Annotated in this window: 23 protein-coding genes and 1 pseudogene; 18 read left to right on the forward strand and 6 right to left on the reverse strand. The window is 33.4% G+C overall.

Annotation, left to right across the window (positions count from 1 at the left end):
* The first annotated feature begins 373 nt into the window (after positions 1–373).
* From Y7E_RS0113905 to Y7E_RS0113925, 5 genes are all read left to right on the forward strand, one after another.
* Complete coding sequence (locus Y7E_RS0113905) at positions 374–1,477, forward strand: lipocalin-like domain-containing protein (protein ID WP_017151869.1); 1,104 nt, start codon at positions 374–376, stop codon at positions 1,475–1,477.
* Positions 1,478–1,612: 135 nt separating this feature from the next.
* Positions 1,613–1,873: a hypothetical protein gene (locus Y7E_RS29845; RefSeq protein ID WP_026049210.1), complete on the forward strand. Its 261-nt coding sequence runs from the start codon at positions 1,613–1,615 to the stop codon at positions 1,871–1,873.
* 305 nt (positions 1,874–2,178) lie between these two features.
* A complete protein-coding gene (locus tag Y7E_RS0113915; protein WP_017151870.1) occupies positions 2,179–2,607 on the forward strand; it encodes a MarR family winged helix-turn-helix transcriptional regulator in 429 nt (142 codons plus the stop codon).
* Between the two features lie 29 nt (positions 2,608–2,636).
* Positions 2,637–3,275 (forward strand): nitroreductase family protein, encoded by a 639-nt coding sequence (locus Y7E_RS0113920; protein ID WP_017151871.1) that lies wholly within the window; start codon positions 2,637–2,639, stop codon positions 3,273–3,275.
* A 37-nt stretch (positions 3,276–3,312) separates the two neighbouring features.
* The gene (locus tag Y7E_RS0113925) at positions 3,313–3,612 is read left to right on the forward strand and encodes a putative quinol monooxygenase (RefSeq protein ID WP_017151872.1); all 300 of its coding nucleotides are present in this window, start codon (positions 3,313–3,315) and stop codon (positions 3,610–3,612) included.
* A gap of 61 nt (positions 3,613–3,673) precedes the next feature.
* On the opposite strand, the gene Y7E_RS0113930 is transcribed toward Y7E_RS0113925, so the two are convergent.
* From Y7E_RS0113930 to Y7E_RS0113940, 3 genes are read right to left on the reverse strand one after another with little or no spacing between them, the layout of a single operon-like run.
* The gene (locus Y7E_RS0113930) at positions 3,674–4,780 is read right to left on the reverse strand and encodes a DUF4018 domain-containing protein (RefSeq protein WP_017151873.1); all 1,107 of its coding nucleotides are present in this window, start codon (positions 4,778–4,780) and stop codon (positions 3,674–3,676) included.
* Complete coding sequence (locus Y7E_RS0113935) at positions 4,752–5,918, reverse strand: DUF58 domain-containing protein (RefSeq protein WP_017151874.1); 1,167 nt, start codon at positions 5,916–5,918, stop codon at positions 4,752–4,754. Before Y7E_RS0113935 ends, Y7E_RS0113930 begins: the two co-directional genes overlap by 29 nt.
* Positions 5,915–6,844, reverse strand: coding sequence for an AAA family ATPase (locus tag Y7E_RS0113940; protein ID WP_017151875.1), 930 nt, complete (start codon positions 6,842–6,844; stop codon positions 5,915–5,917). Before Y7E_RS0113940 ends, Y7E_RS0113935 begins: the two co-directional genes overlap by 4 nt.
* A gap of 217 nt (positions 6,845–7,061) precedes the next feature.
* Here Y7E_RS0113940 and Y7E_RS0113945 point away from each other — a divergent pair, with 217 nt between their 5' ends.
* Together Y7E_RS0113945 and Y7E_RS29850 are read left to right on the forward strand one after the other, a co-directional pair.
* Positions 7,062–7,379 (forward strand): PadR family transcriptional regulator, encoded by a 318-nt coding sequence (locus tag Y7E_RS0113945; protein ID WP_017151876.1) that lies wholly within the window; start codon positions 7,062–7,064, stop codon positions 7,377–7,379.
* Between the two features lie 7 nt (positions 7,380–7,386).
* A pseudogene (locus Y7E_RS29850) lies at positions 7,387–7,916 on the forward strand (DUF2812 domain-containing protein).
* A gap of 358 nt (positions 7,917–8,274) precedes the next feature.
* Here the strand turns inward: Y7E_RS29850 and Y7E_RS0113960 are convergent.
* A complete protein-coding gene (locus Y7E_RS0113960; protein WP_017151878.1) occupies positions 8,275–8,520 on the reverse strand; it encodes a hypothetical protein in 246 nt (81 codons plus the stop codon).
* A gap of 334 nt (positions 8,521–8,854) precedes the next feature.
* On the opposite strand from Y7E_RS0113960, the gene Y7E_RS0113965 reads away from it, so the two are divergent.
* The 4 genes from Y7E_RS0113965 (at position 8,855) to Y7E_RS0113980 (ending at position 11,080) form a co-directional block, all read left to right on the forward strand.
* Positions 8,855–9,238 carry a VOC family protein gene (locus Y7E_RS0113965; RefSeq protein ID WP_017151879.1) on the forward strand — a complete coding sequence of 128 codons (384 nt, stop codon included), beginning with the start codon at positions 8,855–8,857 and terminating at the stop codon, positions 9,236–9,238.
* A gap of 13 nt (positions 9,239–9,251) precedes the next feature.
* A complete protein-coding gene (locus Y7E_RS0113970) occupies positions 9,252–9,803 on the forward strand; it encodes a GNAT family N-acetyltransferase (protein ID WP_017151880.1) in 552 nt (183 codons plus the stop codon).
* Positions 9,794–10,378 carry a kinase gene (locus Y7E_RS0113975; protein WP_017151881.1) on the forward strand — a complete coding sequence of 195 codons (585 nt, stop codon included), beginning with the start codon at positions 9,794–9,796 and terminating at the stop codon, positions 10,376–10,378. Before Y7E_RS0113970 ends, Y7E_RS0113975 begins: the two co-directional genes overlap by 10 nt.
* A gap of 141 nt (positions 10,379–10,519) precedes the next feature.
* A complete protein-coding gene (locus Y7E_RS0113980) occupies positions 10,520–11,080 on the forward strand; it encodes a class I SAM-dependent methyltransferase (protein ID WP_017151882.1) in 561 nt (186 codons plus the stop codon).
* A gap of 750 nt (positions 11,081–11,830) precedes the next feature.
* On the opposite strand, the gene Y7E_RS0113985 is transcribed toward Y7E_RS0113980, so the two are convergent.
* A complete protein-coding gene (locus Y7E_RS0113985; protein ID WP_017151883.1) occupies positions 11,831–12,475 on the reverse strand; it encodes an alpha/beta hydrolase in 645 nt (214 codons plus the stop codon).
* Between the two features lie 162 nt (positions 12,476–12,637).
* On the opposite strand from Y7E_RS0113985, the gene Y7E_RS0113990 reads away from it, so the two are divergent.
* From Y7E_RS0113990 to Y7E_RS0114010, 5 genes are all read left to right on the forward strand, one after another.
* Complete coding sequence (locus Y7E_RS0113990; RefSeq protein WP_017151884.1) at positions 12,638–13,681, forward strand: ArsR/SmtB family transcription factor; 1,044 nt, start codon at positions 12,638–12,640, stop codon at positions 13,679–13,681.
* Between the two features lie 97 nt (positions 13,682–13,778).
* Positions 13,779–14,996 carry an MFS transporter gene (locus Y7E_RS0113995; RefSeq protein WP_017151885.1) on the forward strand — a complete coding sequence of 406 codons (1,218 nt, stop codon included), beginning with the start codon at positions 13,779–13,781 and terminating at the stop codon, positions 14,994–14,996.
* An 82-nt stretch (positions 14,997–15,078) separates the two neighbouring features.
* Positions 15,079–15,405, forward strand: a complete 327-nt coding sequence (locus Y7E_RS0114000; protein WP_017151886.1) for an antibiotic biosynthesis monooxygenase family protein — start codon at positions 15,079–15,081, stop codon at positions 15,403–15,405.
* 573 nt (positions 15,406–15,978) lie between these two features.
* On the forward strand, positions 15,979–16,503 hold the full coding sequence (locus Y7E_RS0114005; RefSeq protein ID WP_017151887.1) for an RNA polymerase sigma factor: 525 nt from the start codon (positions 15,979–15,981) through the stop codon (positions 16,501–16,503).
* Positions 16,500–17,327: an SH3 domain-containing protein gene (locus tag Y7E_RS0114010; RefSeq protein WP_017151888.1), complete on the forward strand. Its 828-nt coding sequence runs from the start codon at positions 16,500–16,502 to the stop codon at positions 17,325–17,327. The genes Y7E_RS0114005 and Y7E_RS0114010 overlap by 4 nt, the downstream gene beginning before the upstream one ends.
* A gap of 33 nt (positions 17,328–17,360) precedes the next feature.
* Here the strand turns inward: Y7E_RS0114010 and Y7E_RS0114015 are convergent, their stop codons facing one another.
* Positions 17,361–19,118: a penicillin-binding transpeptidase domain-containing protein gene (locus Y7E_RS0114015; protein WP_017151889.1), complete on the reverse strand. Its 1,758-nt coding sequence runs from the start codon at positions 19,116–19,118 to the stop codon at positions 17,361–17,363.
* Positions 19,119–19,252: 134 nt separating this feature from the next.
* Between Y7E_RS0114015 and bla the strand changes: the two genes are divergently transcribed.
* Both bla and Y7E_RS0114025 read left to right on the forward strand, forming a co-directional pair.
* On the forward strand, positions 19,253–20,041 hold the full coding sequence (gene bla, locus Y7E_RS0114020) for a subclass B1 metallo-beta-lactamase (RefSeq protein ID WP_017151890.1): 789 nt from the start codon (positions 19,253–19,255) through the stop codon (positions 20,039–20,041).
* Positions 20,042–20,310: 269 nt separating this feature from the next.
* Positions 20,311–22,440 (forward strand): peptidoglycan D,D-transpeptidase FtsI family protein, encoded by a 2,130-nt coding sequence (locus Y7E_RS0114025; RefSeq protein ID WP_017151891.1) that lies wholly within the window; start codon positions 20,311–20,313, stop codon positions 22,438–22,440.
* Positions 22,441–22,444 lie beyond the last annotated feature (4 nt).

Raw genomic sequence — 22,444 nt, forward strand, 5'->3', positions numbered from 1 at the left:
TAAGTGTAAATTAGATGAGGCGTCCACACCAATTTTATCGAAAGATGTTAAATCACCAAAAAAGTGTTTACATTTTTAGGAAGTTGTATGTCGGTTTCATATAAGTGAAGTAAGTATAAGAAATGCTATCCAATAACCTTTTCTAGTATCCCTCTATCATTTACAGCTCCTGTTAATAATAAAATCTTTTATTCTTAAAAAAAACATAAACTTCAATAATACGAAAGATAATAAACAAATATATATTTATAAAATTATAATATATTATATGGTGTTTTTTTCTATACTTTATAAAAGAAACATTACAATTGTCAATTTTATTACAATCATCAGTTTTCGGTCGTTAGCACATTACAAAATGGAGGTTGTTAAAATGAGTGTAAACGTAGAACAAGTTAGATTGGCAAATGATGAGGAAACTTATAGAAAATTAAATATTCATCCTACAGAACCGCAGCCAAAAGAGGATGGCATGCGCACAGACGGAAGGAAGGGTTCTTTTGAGTGGTGGTATACTGATGCCGAATTTGAGGACGGAACAACTGTAGTGACTACCTTCTACACCAAAAATCACTTTGATGTTCTTGGACCAGCATGGCCTACAGTCCAAATTGATATTACACATCCTGATGGCACCAAAACCCTTATGTCTTCTCAAGAGGCTAAAGGCAGCAGGCTTAACGCTAAAAAAGATATTTGTGATGTCAATATCAACAAATCCTATCTCAAATACCAAGATGGACAATATATCCTTCATTTTGAAGAAGGATATATTAAATATCATGCTGTAATGACGTCAAAATTACCGATGTGGCGTCCAAACACCGGTCATTGGTTCTACGGAGACCAAGATGAGCACTTCTTTGCATGGTTTATTGCTCAACCATCCGCGACAATCAAAGCTACTTTGACTATTGGTGATAAAATGATTCAATTAAATGGGACTGGTTACCATGATCATAACTGGGGCAATATCGGCATGGAGAAATTGATGAATCATTGGTATTGGGGAAGAGCTAAAGTTGATGGTTTTGACATCATTGCTTGCGACATTATTGCTGAGAAGAATTATAACTACAAAAGGTTACCTGTGTTTATGTTAGCCAAAGATGGAAAAATAATATCGGACGATCAATCTCTTACTAAAATTCAGAGAGAAAATATTATAGAACATCCCGAAACTAAAAAGTTTATGGATAACCATTTAATATACCTTCAACCTATTTCAAGGTTTGAGTCTTATACAGTAGAATTTATTAGAAATAGGGATATTGTTTCAATAAGTTTATTAGACAATTTGGATTCTACTCAGGCTTTGATAGCCAAAAAGTCAGGGGCTAACCCTACCTATACTCGTATCTTAGGGGATGTTCACCTGACTCATGAATTGAATGGTGTGAAAAAAATTTATAAAGCTGAGGGTTTATGGGATCAAATGTTCTTCGGGAATAATAAATATGCTATCATCAACAATTAGCTAAGAGACGATTAATAGCTTCACTTTTCACTAATAATTTGCACAAGATCAGACTGTTTACAAAAACTGTTTTTTTGAGCTTATCTGGATAGAGCGCTCTTTTTATTTCCTGTTTGTGAAGTTTCGGAATACGAGTTGAAAGCAAATTGGTTTCTACTATTATGCCAGTCATACTATGGGTTAGTTCCTGAAGATGAAGTATCAAATTTCTGTGAATATGATTGGGGCATTATCGAGGAATTAGATGAATCCATTAAAATTGATGTAAATTCAACTTTGGGCTTCTTTTCAAACGGAATGGGTGCTTATGTAGCAATTAATGGTGAGAATTGTATAAATGAAAATTCAACTTTGTGGTTTAAAAATAAGCCACCTAAGTACAATGTAAATTTCTAGGATGTTGTCGATGAATGGGTAGTAATTGGTTTTCAAGTATAATCTCTACTTAGTTACGATACTTTAAACGTCCCGATGAAATTCTCTGTTTTGGCCATCGGTAATGTTCCGGTTAAAGAAAAGAAATTTATAATTTGAGCGAAAGGATTAAACCTCTTTGTAAAAGCAAAGAGGTTTAATTTTTTATTATCGACAAAAAATAAACAAAAAGATTGCATTATAAATTCTAATCGGGTATATTAATTGATGTATCAATTATTGATATATCAATTAATTATATAATGCCTTTGCAAAGGAGGGGTAAATTGACAAGTTCATGCTCAAAGGAAGCGATTATTTTATATAAATTACACTTTCTTAATAAAGAAGTGAGTTCAAAGTTTGAAGGTTGTACAGGTATGAGCCAATCTAGGCTTGAGCTTATACTTCAGTTATATGAAGTAGATGAAATTAGTCAAAAAGCACTTCAAAAAGAAGTGAATATTGATAACGCAGCGATTACGCGGCATTTAAAGCAACTTGAAGCAAATGGAATGATTACAAGACGTAAAAATCCAGATGATAACAGGATTACTTTAGTCTCTCTTACGAAAGATGGCCGAAATAAAATTCATGCCTTTCAAGAGGAGAAAGAGCGTTTTGCAGCTTCAGCGCTAAAAGGTTTAAGTGAGGAAGAGCGTGATAACCTTTTAAATATGTTAAATCGCATTCAAGAAAATATAAAAGAAGTTTAAATATGAGATAACAAAAGGAGAATACACCTATGAGTAACGTAACAAAAACAAATGACTTTACAGAAATTCTGACAGGACGTCGTTCGATTCGTAAATACGATACATCTGTAAAAATTAGTAAAGAAGAAATGACAGAAATTCTGACAGAGGCAACACTTGCACCGTCTTCAGTTAATATGCAGCCATGGCGCTTTCTTGTAATTGATAGTGCGGAAGGAAAAGCAACGCTTGCACCACTTGCGAAATTTAATCAACTTCAAGTAGAAACATCATCAGCCATGATTGCTGTATTTGGTGATTTACAAAACTTTGATAATGCGGAAGAGATTTATGGTACAGCAGTTGAACGTGGTTACATGCCAGCTGAAGTGAAAGAAGATCAAATGGGGAAACTTTCAGCTTATTTCTCTACAGTTACACCGGAAGTGATGAAAGATACAGTTTTAATTGATGGTGGTCTTGCGGCTATGCAACTTATGTTGGCGGCTCGCGCTCATGGATACGACACATGTCCAATTGGTGGTTTTGAGAAAGATAAAATTGCAGAAGCATTCGGATTAGAGAAAGACCGCTATGTACCAGTTATGTTGATTTCAATTGGAAAAGCAGCTGATAGTGGATACAAATCAGTTCGTTTACCGATTGATAAAATTGCTCAGTGGAAGTAATTTTATAAAGACACGTAGAATATGAGGGGGAAACAATATGATTATCATTCACGCAGTATTTCAAGTAAATCCAGCAAAACAACAAGCATTTGTAGAAGAAATTCAACCATTGATTCGTGGTTCAAGAGAAGAAAGTGGAAATGTATCTTATGATTTATATAAAGATACGAAAAAAGAGAGTGTTTATACAATGGTAGAGGTTTGGCAAGACGCAGAAGCAGTTGCTAGCCATAATGCGAGTGAACATTTTACTTCTTTCGTTAGTAAAGCAAATCAATTTTTAACGGCTCCTTTGGATATTAAAGTGTATGAAGGACACGAAGTGAATAATAAATAAAGATCTTCACGCAATAAATGAAACCTCGATAACTCTAAAATAGAGTAATCAAGGTTTCATTTTATTTTTTCTTCTTTTTTAACGTCTTTTGATAGGCGTATAGTTTATTTACTTCTTCTTTAAATTGCCGGAAGAGTTCTTGATTTTCCTGATCAGCATATCGGACGGCGTTGTACGTTTCTATAATTGTACCAGATTGAATAGAGACACCTTCTTCTTTTCGAATTCGCTCCATCCACGCGTCAAACGTTTCACCACGATTTCTGTTTAAAGGTGGTTTCAGCTTTTTTTCTAATTTGAAAATTTCTTTGCGAATTTCATTTTTTGGTGGTTTATTGTATCGTATTGGTTTTGGGTTTGTTCCTTCTTTATCTGTAATTAAAATAGATTCGAAAACAGGGATAGTAGGTAATTTAAAATACTCGCGCTTTTTATATACTTTCCAAATGATATAAAATGCGATACAAGTGATAATGATAATTGTAATACTATTTACAATTATCGGATCAAATTCTTTTGGACTACCTTCTTCAATTTGTGGTTTATTTAACTGCCCCTTATTATTCCAAAAATCATCTGTATCTTTTAATTCAGCTGCTGAGAACAGTGGGCTTAAAGCAAAACCAAACCCTAAAGCGATTTTTTCAACAATATAAGATAAAATCAGACGAATATACGGAAATATTGGGATAAGCAAAGCGCTGATGATTCCAATAGTAATGATAGAAATAAAGCGTACTAGTTGTTGGTTTCGATTTGCTCCAGTCAGCCAAAAGGTTAGTAGAATATGCAATACTAGTAACATCAACTTCCATAAAGGCGGAAATAGAGGATAAAATAACGCTGAAACTATAAACCATACAATAGCACCAATTGATTTTTGGACTGGAGAACCGAACTCTGTTGTATGTACGATAAAAAAGAATAGCGGTAAAAGTATTGTACCTAAAACAGAAAACGATAGAAAAACAGCGCAGCCAATAATTTGCAGGATTAAGAGTGCAATTAATCCCTCATTTTTCTTCTTTATAAATGTATTTATAGCAAATAATGCTATGTAACTAACTGATAAAAATATCCCTATACTTATCATTTCATCTCTTTCCGTAAGTAGAGAAAGAAGCAGAAGGAGAATGAAATCATGAACGTATTGTAGTCGCATTTTCAAATGGTTCCACCATCCCTTCATGATGAATGAGAAAAGTAGGCTGCATTGTGAGAGGTACATGTTCCTTAGGAATACCGAGATAAATCATTGTTGAAGAACGCTCTCTTTTTCGCAGTATATAGTGAAGAAATCCTTGCTGTGGTAGTAACGTACTGTCATCTGAAACACGAGCTAGCTCTTCTAATGCTTTCGCATAGTGCATATGCCCTTCATTTACTGGTAAATGTATAGGGCCACCTTCTACTAAAACACTAATAAATAATTCAAACGGAATTTGATGTTTTGTTGCGTATTGACAAATATATGTTGCAAAAGATATGAGATCTTCAATATTATGTTTCCAGCCGATTCCTCGCTCGGCAGCTAACGAAAGACAAATTGTCCAGCTATAATTTTTAACGGGTTCATATTGTTTTGCTTGTAAACTTTGCATTTTTGCGGATGCCTTCCAATGGATGGAGCGAAAAGATTCGCGTTCGTATTGCTTTACTCCAATAATTGATGTTTCATCTTGGAAAAAGGAAAAGTTTGTTTTATAAGATCCCGTTAATAATTGTTGAATTTCTTGTAAACCAGCTACTTTTTTAGGAGTCGGGTAAACGATAATTTCCATTTTTAATTTATCTAAAATCGGTAAATGTACAGATATGATTTGAAACGGATCTCCAAGAACACATTCAAATTGTTCAATTTGAAAGACTCCTCTTTTTGTAGCTGTTAATGTTAATTCCCAATTTTGCTGCGAATGAGCAGGTTGGGAAAATGGAAAAGAAAACAATGTCTTCGAGATTTTTGTAATCCCTTGGTCCGTATGTGGAAGTAAGGACGGGTTCAAATGAAAATAACATGCGCCATTGACAAGTGGTAATTTAGCTCCATTCTTCAAACGGATATGTAATGTACCGGTCTCATTTGGAAAGAGACGAGTGATTTGCTTATCATTTATAATTTGGAACCGGTTCTCAATATAAGTGACATATCGATAAATAAAAAACGCAAACAAATAATAAAAGAAAAATAGAAACATGAAAAATCGTTGCGGTAGCACAAACGTAAATAGTAAAGCGATTGGAATGGTTAATTGAATAATATGAGTTTGAAAAAATAAAGGTACAGTTACAACGCGTTGTCCATTCATGATTGCTCGATCTCCACAGGAACGTCTACGTCAGTTAAAATACTTTCAATTAACTTCTGTTTTGTCGTGCGCAGAGCACCCTCCATCGATAAAATGAGACGATGTTTCCATACGTAAGGAAGTAAGAATTGTATATCTTCAGGTGTACAATATTCTCTATCGTGTAAAAAGGCTAGTGCTTGTATCGCCCTGACTAAGGCAAGTGTTGCACGCGGACTAACACCGTTGGCAATATAATCATGATTACGCGAAGTGTTGGCAAGTTGAATGATATAGTGCTCTAACGATTCGGATACATATATTTCTTTTACTTTTTGTTGTACTTGTAAAATATCTTCTAAAGTGATAACAGAACGAATGCTATCTAAAGGTTTGTTATTTCGAAAACGACGCATCATTTTTAGTTCGTCTTCTGGAGAAGGATAGCCAATTGAAATAGTCATTAAAAAACGATCTAGCTGTGCATCTGGAAGGGGAAAAGTCCCTTGTGATTCAATTGGATTTTGCGTTGCAATAACAAAAAAAGGTTTAGGAAGAAGGGTGGATTGCTTCTCGAGAGTCACTTGGCGCTCTTCCATAGCTTCTAATAAACTAGATTGCGTTCTAGGCATAGCACGGTTTATCTCATCTGCTAACAATATATTTGTCATGACTGGTCCGAACCTTAATTCAAATTCACTCGTTTTCGGATTAAAGTATTCAATTCCTGTTACGTCACTCGGAAGTACGTCAGGAGTGAATTGAACACGAGAAAAACCGCCACCAATACTTTTTGCGATTGTTTTCGCTAACAATGTCTTTCCTGTCCCAGGTACATCCTCAAGTAACACATGACCATCCGCAAGTAATGAAACAAGGAGCAAATCAACCACATTTTCTTTCCCAACAAAAACAGAGCTTATATTTTCTTTTAATGTATGTATCATAGGTATCATCCTTTCAAAAAATAGGAAATTAAATTTGTTATATTTTAACAAATTTTTCTGAAAATTAATATAATAATATTTTTGTATAGAATAAATATAAAATTTCTAAAAATCACTTCGTTTTCAGTTGTATTTATTTGGAATAGGATATACAATATCGATATACGATGTATCGTAAGTCGATATATCATACACCGATGTATCGGAGGTAGTTATAATGAGTGTGAAAGCACAAAAATATATTCCATTGACAGAGGCAACGTATTATATTTTGTTGTCATTGGTAAAGCCTATGCATGGTTATGGGATTATGCAGATGGTGGAAGAAATGACGAATGGGGAAGTAAAGCTCGGGCCTGGTACGTTATATGGAAACACAACAAAGTTATTGAAAGAAAAACTAATTGTTGAAGTAGCATCTACAGATAGAAAGAAATGTTACGTGTTAACTCCATTTGGGAGAGAAGTGTTAGAACTTGAATTTAAAAGGTTACAACGTTCTGTTCAAAATGGGAATAGTATTCTAGGGGAGTGAAGATAGTATGGAGATAAAGAAGACATTTAAATTTTTTGCGGCGTGGAACCTAGAAAAAGAAGAGGCGTATTTAAGAAAAATGCACCAAAAGGGCTGGGCATTCCAAAACTGCAATTTTATGTACACATTCAAGAAAACGGAGCCGAAGGATGTTGTTTATAAAGCCGATTTCAAACTAGATAATCGAAACTCACAAATGAATCAAAAAGAATACATTGAAATATATGAGATGTCTGGCTGGAAGCATGTAACAAGCTCTACGAAATGGCACTATTTTTCTAAAGAAGTAACGATAATGAACTACCTGATATTTATTCTGAGAAAGAAACAAAGATTCAAAAGCTTATGGATTTAATGAGATTTTTTGCACTTATCTTTGCCATTATGATACCAGGGATGTATTTGAATTACTTAGGGCCTTCGGTCAATAGTCCTATTTGGATAAAACTTATTCTAGGGATTTGCGGGTGTATAGATGTATATGTATTAATAAGGTTATTTTGGAAGATACGAGAATTAAAAAAAGAAGTTTTGTGAACGACGCGGTTTCAAAACAAAAGTACAGTTTCATTTCACTGATTGTATGTGACCATTGGATCCATTTATCCATCCATGCTACTACATATCATAGTAGATTTACTTGTACTTGTTCGATTATTTGTATTAAAGGGGAAAGTAATTTTACAGTGAGTTTTAAGAAGATATGGAGAATGAAAAAACGTTACTTGGAAAACAAGTGGAAGTTGCATATAGTCAATTTCAAGAGAAGGTAAGAAAGCGATATGAAGAGATGAGTGGAGTAGTTAAACGCGAGTAATTGATAGATAATCCAAAAGGTAATGAGGTATTTTATGTTACCTTTTGGATTATAAAGGATGAATCGAGTTTCCTAAAGTTAAAATGATCGATTTTGCGCAAGTTTAATAAACTGTTCAGGATTCTCCACAAGGCCACATACAGCACATTGCACGCGATATGTAGGTCCTTGATATGCCATATGAAAAGCATTCATAGTTTCATTTGTATATTCTTCTTCAACTTGACCAGTTTGTGGATTTAGTTTGACTGGTTTGACTTGTTGCTCAAGAATATTAAAGCGAGTGCGATTGGTTTTACAGTTTGGGCAAAGCATTGGTTCCATATGTATACACCTCCATTTGTAGCATTTCTATATAGGAAGAAATTTATTCAAAAGTAAAAGGTATTGATGTACAAGCAGTTATATTTAACTATTTCTGTAAAAAAACTTTCTCAATATGAATTGTCGATTGTTGTATTTAAAATTCAGAAAAAATAAAATATAATACATGTATGAACTGGTTATGTCCAAACCAATCTCCTGTTTTATGCCAATATGTTTGAGACCGAGAAATCGGTCTTATTTTTTTGTTTATAATTATAAATACGTTAATGTAAACAAGGTTTTCTATGTCCTTTGTCGAATTTTTAGAAGAGAATTTGAAAGGGGGATGACAATGAACTTAAAAATGAAATATGTCATTTTATATGTAGAGCGGTATGAAGAATGTCTGCGATTTTATAAAGATCTTTTACGCTTACCAATAAAAGGGGAACATGATACATATATTGAATTTGATACTGGCGCAACTATTTTAGCGATGAATAGTAGAGAGGATGTACGAGAGTTAACAGGATTAGCAATTCCAAAAGGTGCATCAGAATCCTCTAATTTCGAAATTGGGTTTGTTGTGGAGGATGTTAGCGAAACGATTTCTAGATTAAAAGAGCAAGGTGTAAAGGTATTAGTAGAACCAATAACAAAACCATGGGGACAAACCATTGCTTATGTGTCTGATCCAGATGGTAATTACATAGAAATTTGTAGCTCATTAGAGTAGAGGGAGAAAGAGAATGGGATTTCCAATTTTAGAAACTGAGCGTTTAAAATTACGGGAATTAACATTATTAGACGCTGAAACAATGTTTCAGTATTTTGAAAAAGAATCCGTCATTCGTTATTTCGGAATGGATTCTTTTCAAAACATGGAACAGGTGAAAAATACGATTCAAACGTTTAGAAAAAGATATGAAGAAGGAAATGTCATTCGCTGGGGGATCGATTTAAAAGGAACAAATCAATTAATCGGCACATGTGGATTTCATTTAATGAATCAAAATCATAAGCGAGCTGAGATTGGTTACGAACTAGATGATACTTATTGGGGAAAAGGGTATGCATCCGAGGCAATGCAGGCAATTCTTACATATGGATTTGAAACGATGCAGCTCATAAGAATCGCAGCAGTTGTTTATACAGAAAATGAAGCTTCACATCGGTTATTGAAAAGGGCTGGATTTCAAGAGGAAGGATTACTTCGAAAATATATGATTCAAAATGGTGTAGCTCATGATACGGTAATTTATTCGTTACTAAAAGAAGACTGGCAAAAAGAATGTGTGTAAATGAATTAACAAAAATAATTACTAAAAACTCGAGTGATCGGCTTGTTTTAGGAATAGATGGTTTGAGCCGTTCAGCGAAAACAACATTTGTGAAGCAGCTAGAGGGCGAATTGAAACAAAATGGTATTTCGCTTCATATTTTTCATATGGATGATCATATTGTAGAGAGCGATAAACGCTATCATACTACATATGAAGAATGGTATGAGTACTATCAATTGCAATGGGATGTGGAATGGTTGCAAAAGCAGTTGTTTCAAAAATTAAAGATGGAAAACCAGCTATATCTACCGTTCTATAATCATCAAACGGATTCATGTGAAACGAAAGAGGCAATTATACCGAATTTTTGTGTAATCGTAATAGAAGGTGTCTTTATCCAGCGGAAAGAATGGCGAGAATACTTTGATTATATGGTGTATTTAGATTGCCCAAGAGAACAAAGATTTCTGCGTGAAAGTGAAGAAACGCGAAAGAATCGTCCGAAGTTTGAGCAGAGGTATTGGAAAGCGGAGGATTTTTATTTAAAAATGGAAAATCTGAAACATAAGGCTGATTTGATTATAAATGGATAGAGCACATGCTCATCAACCTAGAGATAAGAAATACCCCAAAACGAGAAGCACATTTTCATCCTAGTAATGCTATTTAATTTGTATATATCGAATTATTTATTGTTATGGGAAATGAATTAAAGTTCTTATGAGGTGAAAGTGATGGTAATAAAACAAAACGAAATTAAAGTAGTAGTTGGAGCTGGAGCATTTAACAATAATCCAGGTTGGATTCAAACTCAAGAAGATGAACTTAACTTATTAGTTGAAACTACCTGGGAAGAAAGATTTGAATATAATTCCATTTCAGCTATTTTAGCTGAGCATGTATGGGAACATCTTACTTTTGAAGAAGGTGTAAAAGCAGCTAAAATTTGTTATGAATTTTTAAAACCATCAGGTCATATTCGTTGTGGCGTCCCTGATGCATTTTTCCCAGATGAAACCTACCAAAATATAGTTAAAGTAGGCGGACCTGGACCTAAAGACCATCCAGCTGCAAGCCATAAAATAGTTCATAATTATAAAACATTAACTAAAATGTTTGAAACTGCTGGATTTGAAGTAGTTTTACTTGAATATTGTGATGAAAATGGGCAATTTTATTACAACGAATGGGATGCGAACGATGGTGTTATTTTCCGTTCAAAAAGGTATGATTCTAGAAATCAAGGAGATAAACTTGGTTTTCCATCGCTAATTGTTGATGCGATTAAACGGTAAGTAATTCAACTAACGCATGCGTTAGTTCTATAAGTTCATGAGTCGCAAATGCGGCTTTTTTTGTTTGTGCTGTAATTATTGCGGTAAAGATTCCTCCATTCAATAAGGGGTAGGACGCACATTTTAACGTTTTTATACGCTAAGGGATTCTCAAAACTCCATAACACGAGTTGAATTGAGAATTTGATTTAAAGATGAGTTTTGAGACACTATTTAAGCTCTTTTCAGCACCTTTTACATTGAAGTGCATTTGTCTCAAATGCCTACTGGTGATATCGCTTAGAGTAGTAAAATCAACGTAATACTTTTAGTTCGCTTCATTATAGCTTCTGTCATAATTGCAATTTTACAAGCTATCATCACGGTTTATCTTCAGCCCGCTTTTAGTCTATTATGTATGATGTTTTATTTAGGACTAGCAATCTGTATTCCTAAACCTTTTTTATTAGGCTATTTTCTTTTTAACAACTCACCACGTAATGCTCTTTTTTTACAAGTCATGAAATTATGATTTTATGCCTTTATGTATTTACGTTAACGATAGTAAAAAGTATTATTTTCATGAATCTGGAAATTGGATAAATGATTAAAGAATTAGCAGTCTACCGTGCTGAATTGGATTACTGTTGTAGATCGGAGTAAAAAAATAAACTACCTGTTCCCTATGCTGAATTGGGGCAGGTAGTTTATTTTTTTACTGGATGGCTATGACACAATTACTATCCTAATATATATATATATATATATATATTAGCAACTCCTAACGGTTTCTTGAAGTTTTTCTATCACTCTTGAAACAACTGAAATTGAATGGGCTGTTTCAAATTCTCCAACATTCATGGAATGGTTTGCATTTGGGAGAACATCAATCGTTACATTTGATTTACTTAATTGTTCAATTTTATTTGCATTGTAATAATGGTCTTTATCCCCGATAACGAAAAGCCCTTTATGCCGACTATTCAAGATAGAGTTAAAAATCGAATCGAAATGTATGAGAGGGGTGAGTAAAATCATTTTTGACTTTAAGAATTCCTCTCTCTTCATTAAATTATTCGCAATTGGAATTGTTCCGAGTGATTTTCCTAAAAAAATCGAATTACTGTATTGCCCATTTTTTAAAACATCTACAATCACAGGATGAATATCATCCATCATTATTTTTGTTATTTCATCAATCGGTTTTTCCATCATTTGTTTATCGTAGGAGTAATGAATATGGACAACATCGATTTTGTTTTGGAGCATTAACATCGTCGAATAATAAAACAAAGGTTTATCGTAATTGTAACCTGAACCTGAAAACATAAAGCAAATCGTTTTGAAACCCATTTCTATATGTGTAAAACTAATCGCTTGGTCGTTTGTTTGTATCTCCTTTTTAATTCCTTTCATCATGTTCCCCTCCGAAACTTTTAAAATATTATAACATTAATTATATCCATAAATTGATAATATAATTTTGTTTTGTTAATTTATTTTAAAAATTCTAAAATCATAGAAGGTTAAATTCGATATTTGTAGAATTTAATACATAGCAAAATAAGGAGGGATAGAATGGAAGTATTGAATTTGACAAGTAGAAAAAGAGAGACATATGACGTTCAAGTAAAGTATTCAATCCTTTTTGAATGTGCACTCGGAATTGCGGCCATCACGAATACAGGGCTAATTGATACGCTAGAAAAATCTCCAAGTGAGTGGGAGGAGATCAGACAATTATTATCAACGGAAATGATAGAGCATTTACATTTCGTGGAGAAACATAATACATGGAAAGCGCTGCTGCAACTATTATATCAAGAAGATTTTACGGATTTACCTGCGTTTAACCAGTATATCAACTCGTTATTAGAAGAGGATTTCAAGTATATATGCATTCCGTTTGTTGGCCATAAATATCAAGAAATGAGAAAGAACGCAGCAAATGGAGAGATAGAAACAGTCCGGGAGTTACAAGAAATCACAAGTAGCAATCCATTTTTCCCTGCTTACATTGATTTTATTTGTAAAGTGGATATAAAAATGCTTAAAGAGCATTTGATTGCAGTGATGACTGGCTGGTATGAAGCTGTTATTGAACCTGAAGGGGAAAAGCTATCATTTATATTAAAACAAGACTATGAAACGAAATGTCAATTGAACGAAAAGATGCAGGCAGAAGAGTTTGTTGAATGGGCAACGGGCGGTGTTACATATTTTCCAGAGCCAAGTGTACATCATGTTCTGCTTATCCCGCAATATACGTACCGACCTTGGAACATCGAAGCTGATATAGAAAATACAAAAATATTTCATTATCCAATCGCAAATGAAAGTATACATCCAGAAGATCCATATGAGCCAAGTTATTTTTTAGTTCATAAACATAAGGCATTGGGTGATGAAGCAAGATTGAGAATTGTAAAATTGTTATTTGAAAAAAATCGTACATTGCAAGAGATAACAGAACAATTAAACCTTGGAAAATCGACCATTCATCATCATTTGAAAATTTTAAGATCAGCGAAGTTAGTTGATATTCAAGATGCAAAGTATATTTTGAAAAAGAAAGCATTAGAGGCTATTTCAAAAGAGTTAGAATTCTATTTAAATCGTTAATTATGAATTTTTACATCCAAAGGTAAAAGATAAAATGATTTTACTTTTATAGAATACGCAAAATAGGAGGCGAAATAAAAAGAAAAGTTGGTGCAAAATGGGGAGAAATATTTTAAAAAATCGATCGTTTTTCTTTATGTGGGTTGGTAGTGCGATTTCTGAATTAGGCGGCGCATTCGGTACACTATGTAATTCCATTCTTATTTATCAATTAACGGGCTCAAAAATGGCCTTAGGAAGTATGTGGCTACTTTACTTTATCCCATCGCTTCTTTTACAACTTGTCATTGGTCCTTTCATTGATAAGTGGAGCCGGAAACGGATTATGATTGTATCTCAGTGGACACGTGGATTAGCTTTTTTACTCCCTCTATTGATGATGACCGCTGGAAGTGTAGAGACGTGGCATATTTTTGTTGTACAAATCATAGTTGGTCTTATCACGCCACTTTATGTACCAGCAAATCAAGCAATTACACCAACAATTGTATCTAAGGAAGAGTTACAAACAGCGAACGCTTATATTGATGGTATGATTCGTCTTATGATGTTTTTAGCTCCTGTCTTAGGGGGAATTGTTGTTGAGTTTATAGGAGTAAAGCTAACTTTATTTTTCGTTTGTTTTCTTCTATTTATAAGTGGTACTTTACTATTGTTTATCCAGGAACATAGAGTAGCTCAAACTGTTCGTAAAAGTTGGTTAAAGCAATCTATTGAAGGATTCGCATATTATTTCAAACAACCCATTATCGTTTGGTTAGGTGTTTTTCTCACATTTGTTCAATTTGGAGTCGGCGTAACGATGGTTATCAATCTTCCATATATAATTGATGAACTATCGGCAAGTTTTGCTGATTTTGGATATTTTATGGCAGGCTTTCCCCTTGGATATGTTATTGGCTCTATACTTGTTGGGAAAGTGCAGCATCGTAGTCGGCGTCTTCTCATGCTTGGGGCGTTATTAATAGGTGGCATAACCTACATTTCATTAGGTCTCAATCATAGCGTCATTATAGCGGTCATTATCGAAGTTGTAGCGGGTGTATGTATGGCGTTTTTTAATGTTCATAACACGACAATATGCCAGCAAACTGTGCCAAATGATATGATGGGGAAAGTATTTTCGGTACGCTTATTTTTAATAAGGGGTGCGATGCCACTAGGTGTTTTAATTGGAGGAATATTGAGTGAATTGTGGGGAGTAAGGGCGCTATATGTATTAATCGGATCTATCATATGTGTAACTTCTTTAGCTGGAATAGTGCTTCCGTATTTTAAATTTCTTGATGAATCCATTCAAGAAAAATCAGCTTAATCATTTTAATTGAAAGTAATTATCATAATCATTTATAATAAAGAAATACGAATATGATTTGTAAATAAAGGGAGTGGAATATATGTTTATTGAAACAAAAACAATTACAGTTAAAGAAGGGACTTCAGATCTTGTTGTTCAGCGTTTTTCTGGAGAAGGCATTATTGAAAAATTTGAAGGATTTATCGATTTAAGTGTTCTCGTTAAGAAAGCGAGAAGAGGAGACGAAGAAGTCGTTGTAATGATTCGCTGGGAATCTGAAGAGGCATGGAAAAACTGGGAGACAAGTGAAGAGCATTTAGCTGGTCATAGAGCAAGTCGTGGGAAACCGAAGCCAGATCATATTTTGAAATCGGAGCATGCTGTTTATTATGTGAAATCATCGAAGTCTGCGTATCAGCAGTCTTAATCAAAAAAGGAAATACATTTTGTGAAATAAAAGACATAGAAGTGTCATAAAGTTTTTTTATATCAATGTCTTGTCTATAATATATGAAAAGAGTACATCACACGATATGTAGTGGTGTACTTTTTTATTTAATTCGTAAGAGTAAATGTTTAAACAAACACAAATAATATGAAACATGTAAACAACACGAGAGAAAGTCCTTTTGAGACTCGATCTTGATAGGCATCGTTAGTATTTTTGAAAATTACGCTAAGCAAAATAGACATGAAATGATAATTCTATCCACATATAAGGTGAATGTACATATTCTAAATGATACAAACTGTTGCACAGTAATGGTAGATTCTATACAAGTAATTGGATATGTGAGTACTTGAAAAAGAGATGCAATTAATGTGTCAAATGTTAAAAGATTGCAGACAAGTATCTGGGATTTTGATGACAAAACTCTTAAGTATAATTTTTAATAGAAAATGGAACAAAAGAAGTTTTTGTCTTGTCTATATAATGGAGTCAATTATAAAACATGAGGAAAGGTGTTTATGCTTATGCAAATAAGCTTAAGGTGTTGAGATGGAACATAAGGTTATTGAAAATTGCAATCATGACGAAATTGATTATGTTATAAGAGAGTACTGGCAAGATGTATGGAATTATGCATTTATAATTACAAAAGATACACATTTATCAGATGATATAACGCAAGAGGTGTTTATAAAAGTATTTAAAAAGTGGGATTCATTTCGAAATGAGTCATCTGTTAAGACATGGTTATTAAAAATTACAAGGAATACAGCTTTAAATTATTTGAAGTCCTCCTATTTTAAGAGGATTTCTTTAGTAAGTTTCTTTCGGAATGATAAGGAATATCCTTCAGCAGAAAAACAATTTTTGCAAAAAGAAACTATGAATGAAGTTTGGGATATTGTATTAAAATTGCCACAAAAACATCGTGAAGTATTAATATTAGAGGCAAAATATGAATTATCTTATGATGAAATTGCTGTAACATTAGGGGTGTCTATTGGAACTGTGAAATCTAGGCTGCATCGAGCTCGTGCACGAGTTTCAAAAATATTAGCGGAGGATGAATTATGAACAATGATAGAAAGCCGAATTGGTATAAAGAATTAAAAAGTGGGCCGATGAAACAGCCTCAAGACGAAGAGGAATTTATTTGCAAAATAAAACAATCTATATCCCAAAATAGGGAGGAAGATTATCCTAAATTTAGAAAGCCATTTCGTATAAAGACATTCACTGTTGCAGCTGTTCTAGTTTTTACGGCTGTGCTGTTTAACTTCCAACAATTCTGGCTTGGAAAAAATGAACCGCCTGTGCAAAGTAGTACTCAAATTGAAGTGAAGATGAAAGATGAATCCAATCAAGATCAATCACTAAAACAATTTATGGATGAATTAAATCAAAACACGAGCTTAAAAAATAAGAACGATTTATATAGAGTACTGGATGAAGAATTTGTTTTTAAAGGAGAACAGTATAGTAAAAATGAATGGAAGTTTGATGATAGTATTTTTCATGATTTACAAGTAGCTCTTGCAATGGGGGGAGAATTTGTGAATGATACGAAAACAGTATATAAAATACCAAGTGGATTGGCAGAAAGTAACCAAAAGAAGCAGGAACGTTTTTTATATGCTACTGTTGTTGGTGAAGAAACAAAAATTTTAAATCAACCAAAACAGGATTCACGCGTTTTATATCGGGTATCTAACGAAACTGTAAAAGCATGGATTCCGGAGAAAGTGAAGAATGATGGATATATAAAAATAACTACAATGAATGGTTATACTGGCTATGTAAAAGAAGATCATGTTTCAATAGATATCCAATATTCTTTCGTTTTTGAAAAACAAAATGATGGTATGTGGAAAATAAAGAGTATAGATTCTATATGGTAAAAGAGAAAGGTTCAATAAAGTGAACCTTTCTCTTTATTTTTTAATTTCTTTTTGAAGAGTATGCCAATCCTTTAAAATTTCCGCTGCAACAAGGGCTGCACTATTTGTTTCAGAATTACCACCAGGAATAATGACAGAAACAGCAATTTGCGGATTTTTAGTAGGAGCATATGAAATAAATAGAGAATGATTGATAACTTTTTCTTGTTCGTTTGGCGAACCTGTTATTCCCGTTTTACCAGCAACATCAAAGGGCAAGCTTTTAATCTCTTGTATATTTTGACTCATTCCACTTTGTAAGACATTCCAAGAACTTGAAGGATAACGATTAGAACTTTCTAAAAGTGGTTTGAATTCTTTCGTTTTTTTATCGTCATTTTTCATAATAGCATGCACGATTTGAGGTTTGTATTTGTCTCCTTTATTTGCAAGAGTAGCTGCATAATGAGCGAGTTGGAGAGGAGTGTGCACTTCATTTGCGCCCCAAGAAGCATTCAATAGGGCAGAAATTCCACTCTCAAACTTACTAGATGCATGCAACTTATATTGTCCTTCTTCTTCAAAGGGTAAATCAATCCCCGTTTTGGAGCGAAGGCCGAATTGTTTTAAATAGTTTGTCCACAAGGTTGCTACTTTTTCTAAATTGCCATTATTTTTGTTGAATAATGGGATTGCTACTTTTGCTGTCATAAATGTATTTGATGAATTAATGATAGCTTGACTCGGTGTAATCTCACCAGTTGGAGTTCCAGCAGCATTGGTGATGTTATTTTGATTATTATACTGAAAGCGACCTTTATCTAAATACGTATCTTCAGGCTGAAAAAGCTTTTCGTTTAACCCAATTAATATAGTAAGCGGTTTTATAGTGGATGCCATATTTACATAGGAATCACCATACTTTAACTTTTGGATTGTTTTATTTTGAGAAAGTAATTTGATGTTTTCTTTTTCAGAAGATGATAAAGGTGTATTGAATATATTTGGATCAAAAATTGGCGAGTTAGCCATAGTTAATATTTCTCCTGTTTTAACATCTATCACGACAGCATAACCAGCAGTAGCATCGGGTGTTTTCTGAATTTGGGATCTTAGTGCTTCTTCTGTTTTTTGCTGAAGCTTATAGTCTAGTGCTAACTGAATATCCTTTCCTCTTTGAGGACTTTGTATGTTCCATAAGAACTTTTTGTTTTTTATTTTAAAAGTGAGAGTTTTTCCTGGTTTCCCTTTTAAATCATTTTCATACTGAAGTTCAACTCCGTTTTTACCAACAGGAACATAATTAGAATCAGAGTTGTTTTTTTCATAGTCTACATACCCAATTACTTGTGAAGCAATTTCATGATGTGGATAAACACGTATCCACTCATTTTTTACTATTACATTTTGAAAGTTACTTTCTTTTATAAATGTGAACTCTTTATCATTTAAGTTTGAATGTAATCGTATTTCATTTTTATCATGATGTTTACAAGATTTCTGTACTTGTGAATGTAAGTCATATACTGAAAATTTATGGTTAAATTTGGATGAAAACTGTTTTGGAAAATTTGATATCTTCGCTAATTCTTGATTGGTTGGACAACCATTATTATAGACATAATACAAAGATTTTATTTTTTTATTTGTGGCTAGTATGACACCATTTTGGTCAATAATTTTTCCTCTTTCAGCTTCAGAAGTTGTAATAGTAAACGATATAAAACTCGTTTTGAAAAAAAACGTCAAAACAACTCCTAACATGAAAAAAATCGATAAAATTATCCACCTTTTCGATTTTGTATGTAACATAAAATCCTCCCTTACCAAGATTCTATTCTATATTAAAATTTATTATTTTTTTTGTAAATGTGGGAACAACTTTATCATTTGGGTTGTCTATTAAGTGTAATAGCACTTTTAGAGAAATGAAAGGAGCAATGATAATGAAAAAGAAAATGATATTAAAAGTAGGTCTATGCGCAAGTATATTGGGGTTTAACCAATTTGCTAGTTCAATATTTCCTGTACAGGCTGCAGAAAAAGTAGAGCAAATAAAAAATAAAGATCAAGAGAAAGATGTATCCATTTCACAGTTGCAACCAAAGGTATGGATACATACAAGCATCGGGGAGGTAAATGGAACACGTATTCCTGCAAATGGTTTAATTCTTGAAACGTCTAAAGGACTCGTACTGATTGATACACCTTGGAATGATGTTCTTACAGAACAACTGCTTCAAATGCTGAAAAAGCAATTTCCTACAAAAGAGGTTACAGAAGCAATTGTGACACATGCTCATGACGATCGTATAGGAGGAATTAAAACGTTGACTAAAAAAGGCATCAAGGTACACAGTACGGCTTTAACTGCTGATTTAGCAGAGAAACAAGGTTTTGATAAGCCTCTTGGAGACTTGAAGAAACGAGATAATATGCGATTTGGTGATATAAACGTGGAAACATTTTATCCAGGAAAAGGACATACAAAAGATAACATTACAGTATGGTTACCAAAGTATAAAATCCTATTTGGAGGATGTTTAATAAAATCATTAGATACACAAGAGATTGTACGAACTCCAGGTTCATATGTATCGAATTGGTCAAAGGCAATTAAAAAAGTAGAAAAGAAATACAACGATATAAATATTATTGTGCCAGGACATGGAGATCCCGGAGATAACCGTTTATTTACTCATACATTGAATTTATTAAAAAATAACGAAAGTTAATGTGATATGACGGACATTTAATATAAAGGAACGCTCTAACTCCTGCTTTAGATATATGGATAAAAAATAAGGGGAACTGTTTATGATTGAATGCAGTTTCTCTTATTCTTTATGTAAATAGAGGAACGATTCCATCTTCACCTATTCGTTTCATTCAATGAATGAAACGCTACTTTTTAGTTTTCTTTGTATGAAGAGCGGATAACGTATGCGAAAATTTGCATACAAAACTGTAATCTGAACGAAATTCATTAAAATATGGAGGATTTATGAAAAAACAAACAGGAAAGAAGCAGAAGACATCGATATCTATCCGATTAAACATCCTTTTTTTCTGCGTATTTATACTATTTTCGGCTATTATTGTTCAGCTAGGAAAAGTACAAATTGTTGACGGAGAGACTTATAAAAATCAAGTGGAAAAAAATGAGAACGCAACAATGAGTATTCCAGTTCCACGTGGAAAAATTTATGATCGAGAAGGGAAACCGGTTGTTGATAATAGAGCACTTCGTACGATTACGTATACAAGGTTTAAGGGAGTAAGCTCTGAAGACATTTTAAAAACTGCTAAAGATATTGCAAATATACTTGAAATATCAGAAGAAGACATAAATAAACTAACTGAAATAGATAAAAAAGATTTTTGGATGCAATTAAATAAGAAGCGTGCCAAAGCAAAGGTCACGAAGCAAGACGAGGAAGAATTAAGAGAAAAGGGTATAGAAGGGAAAGAGTTAGACAAGAGAATCGAAGAGTTAAGACGAAAGCGCATCACAGAAGAATTAGCAGAACTCACGCTACAAGACTTAAAAGTGTTAGTTATTAAAAGTAAAATGAGTTCTGGTTATCAAATGACACCACAAATTATTAAAAAAGACGTGACAGAGCAAGAGTATACGAGGATAAGTGAAAACTTAGCAAAATTTCCAGGGATAGATGCGGCAGTTGATTGGGAACGAAATTATGTAAATGGTGATCTATTCCGTTCGGTATTAGGGAATATAACAAGTGCTGAAGAAGGATTGCCAAAAGAACACTTAGATTCTTATTTGGTACGCGGATATAATCGGAATGATCGCGTGGGAAAAAGTTATATTGAGCAACGATATGAAGATGTATTACATGGAACAAAAAAAGAAGTTAAAAATAATATTGATAAAGCAGGAAATGTTATTCAAACGGAAACAGTCTCTAAAGGAAAAAGTGGTAACAATTTAACTTTAACAATTGATATGGAGTTACAAAAGAAAGTAGAAGAAAGTATAGAAAAACATTTAAAAGCTTTTAAGAGTTCAGAATCATTACTGGATCGTGCTTTTGTTGTCATGATGGATCCAAAAACCGGACAACTTTTATCTATGGCTGGTAAGAGATTTGTAGAAAAAGATGGGAAAGAAGAAGTAGAAGATTTTGCTTTAGGCAACATGGTAACTTCTTATGAGTTAGGATCAGCTGTTAAAGGTGCTACTTTATTAACTGGATACCAAACAGGAGCTATACAACCTGGGACTCAATTTTATGACACACCTATGAAGTTTAAAGGTACGAGAGTTAAAAAATCATGGAATGTATCCGGATTTGGAAACATTAATGATTTAAGAGCTTTACAAGTATCATCTAATGTATACATGTTTCATACAGCGCTACAAATAGCTGGAGTGAATTATATACCAAATAGTTCATTGGATATTAAACAAGCGGCATTTGACACTATGCGTTATTATTTTAAACAATTTGGTTTAGGCGTCCCAACAGGAATTAATTTACCGAATGAAATAACTGGGCAAACGAGGCAGAAAGATAGCCAACCTGGATTTTTATTAGATTTTTCTATTGGGCAGTATGACACGTATACACCACTACAGTTGGCACAATATATTTCAACCATTGCAAATGGTGGATATCGAATGCAGCCTCAAATTGTCCAAGAGATTCGAGAACAAACAACAAAAAAAGAAGAGATTGGGAAAGTTGTACAATCTATAGAGCCTGTTGTGTTAAATCGAGTGGATGTGAAATCGGAGTATATTGATCGAGTAAAAGAGGGCTTTAGATGGGTATTTCAAGAAGGCGATGGAACTGGAGTGAAATATTTCCAAAAAGCTCCATATAAACCAGCTGGGAAAACAGGAACAGCTCAGACAGTATATGGAGGAGATAATAAAATTGGAAGGAATGAAAAGGGAGAACGTATTGAGTGTTACAATTTAACATTAGTTGGATATGCTCCATATGATAATCCGGAAATAGCATTTTCTGTAGTAGTACCTTGGGTTCATAATGATAAAGGCGGTATTAATTCATTAATTGGAAAGGATATATTAGATATATACTTTGATTTGAAAAAGCAACGTATGAGTGGTGAAGCTACTAATATAGTGAATCCTAATCAGTAATAGT

Origin of the sequence: Bacillus bingmayongensis (assembly GCF_000299035.1) — a bacterium.
Classification (GTDB): Bacteria; Bacillota; Bacilli; order Bacillales; family Bacillaceae_G; genus Bacillus_A; species Bacillus_A bingmayongensis.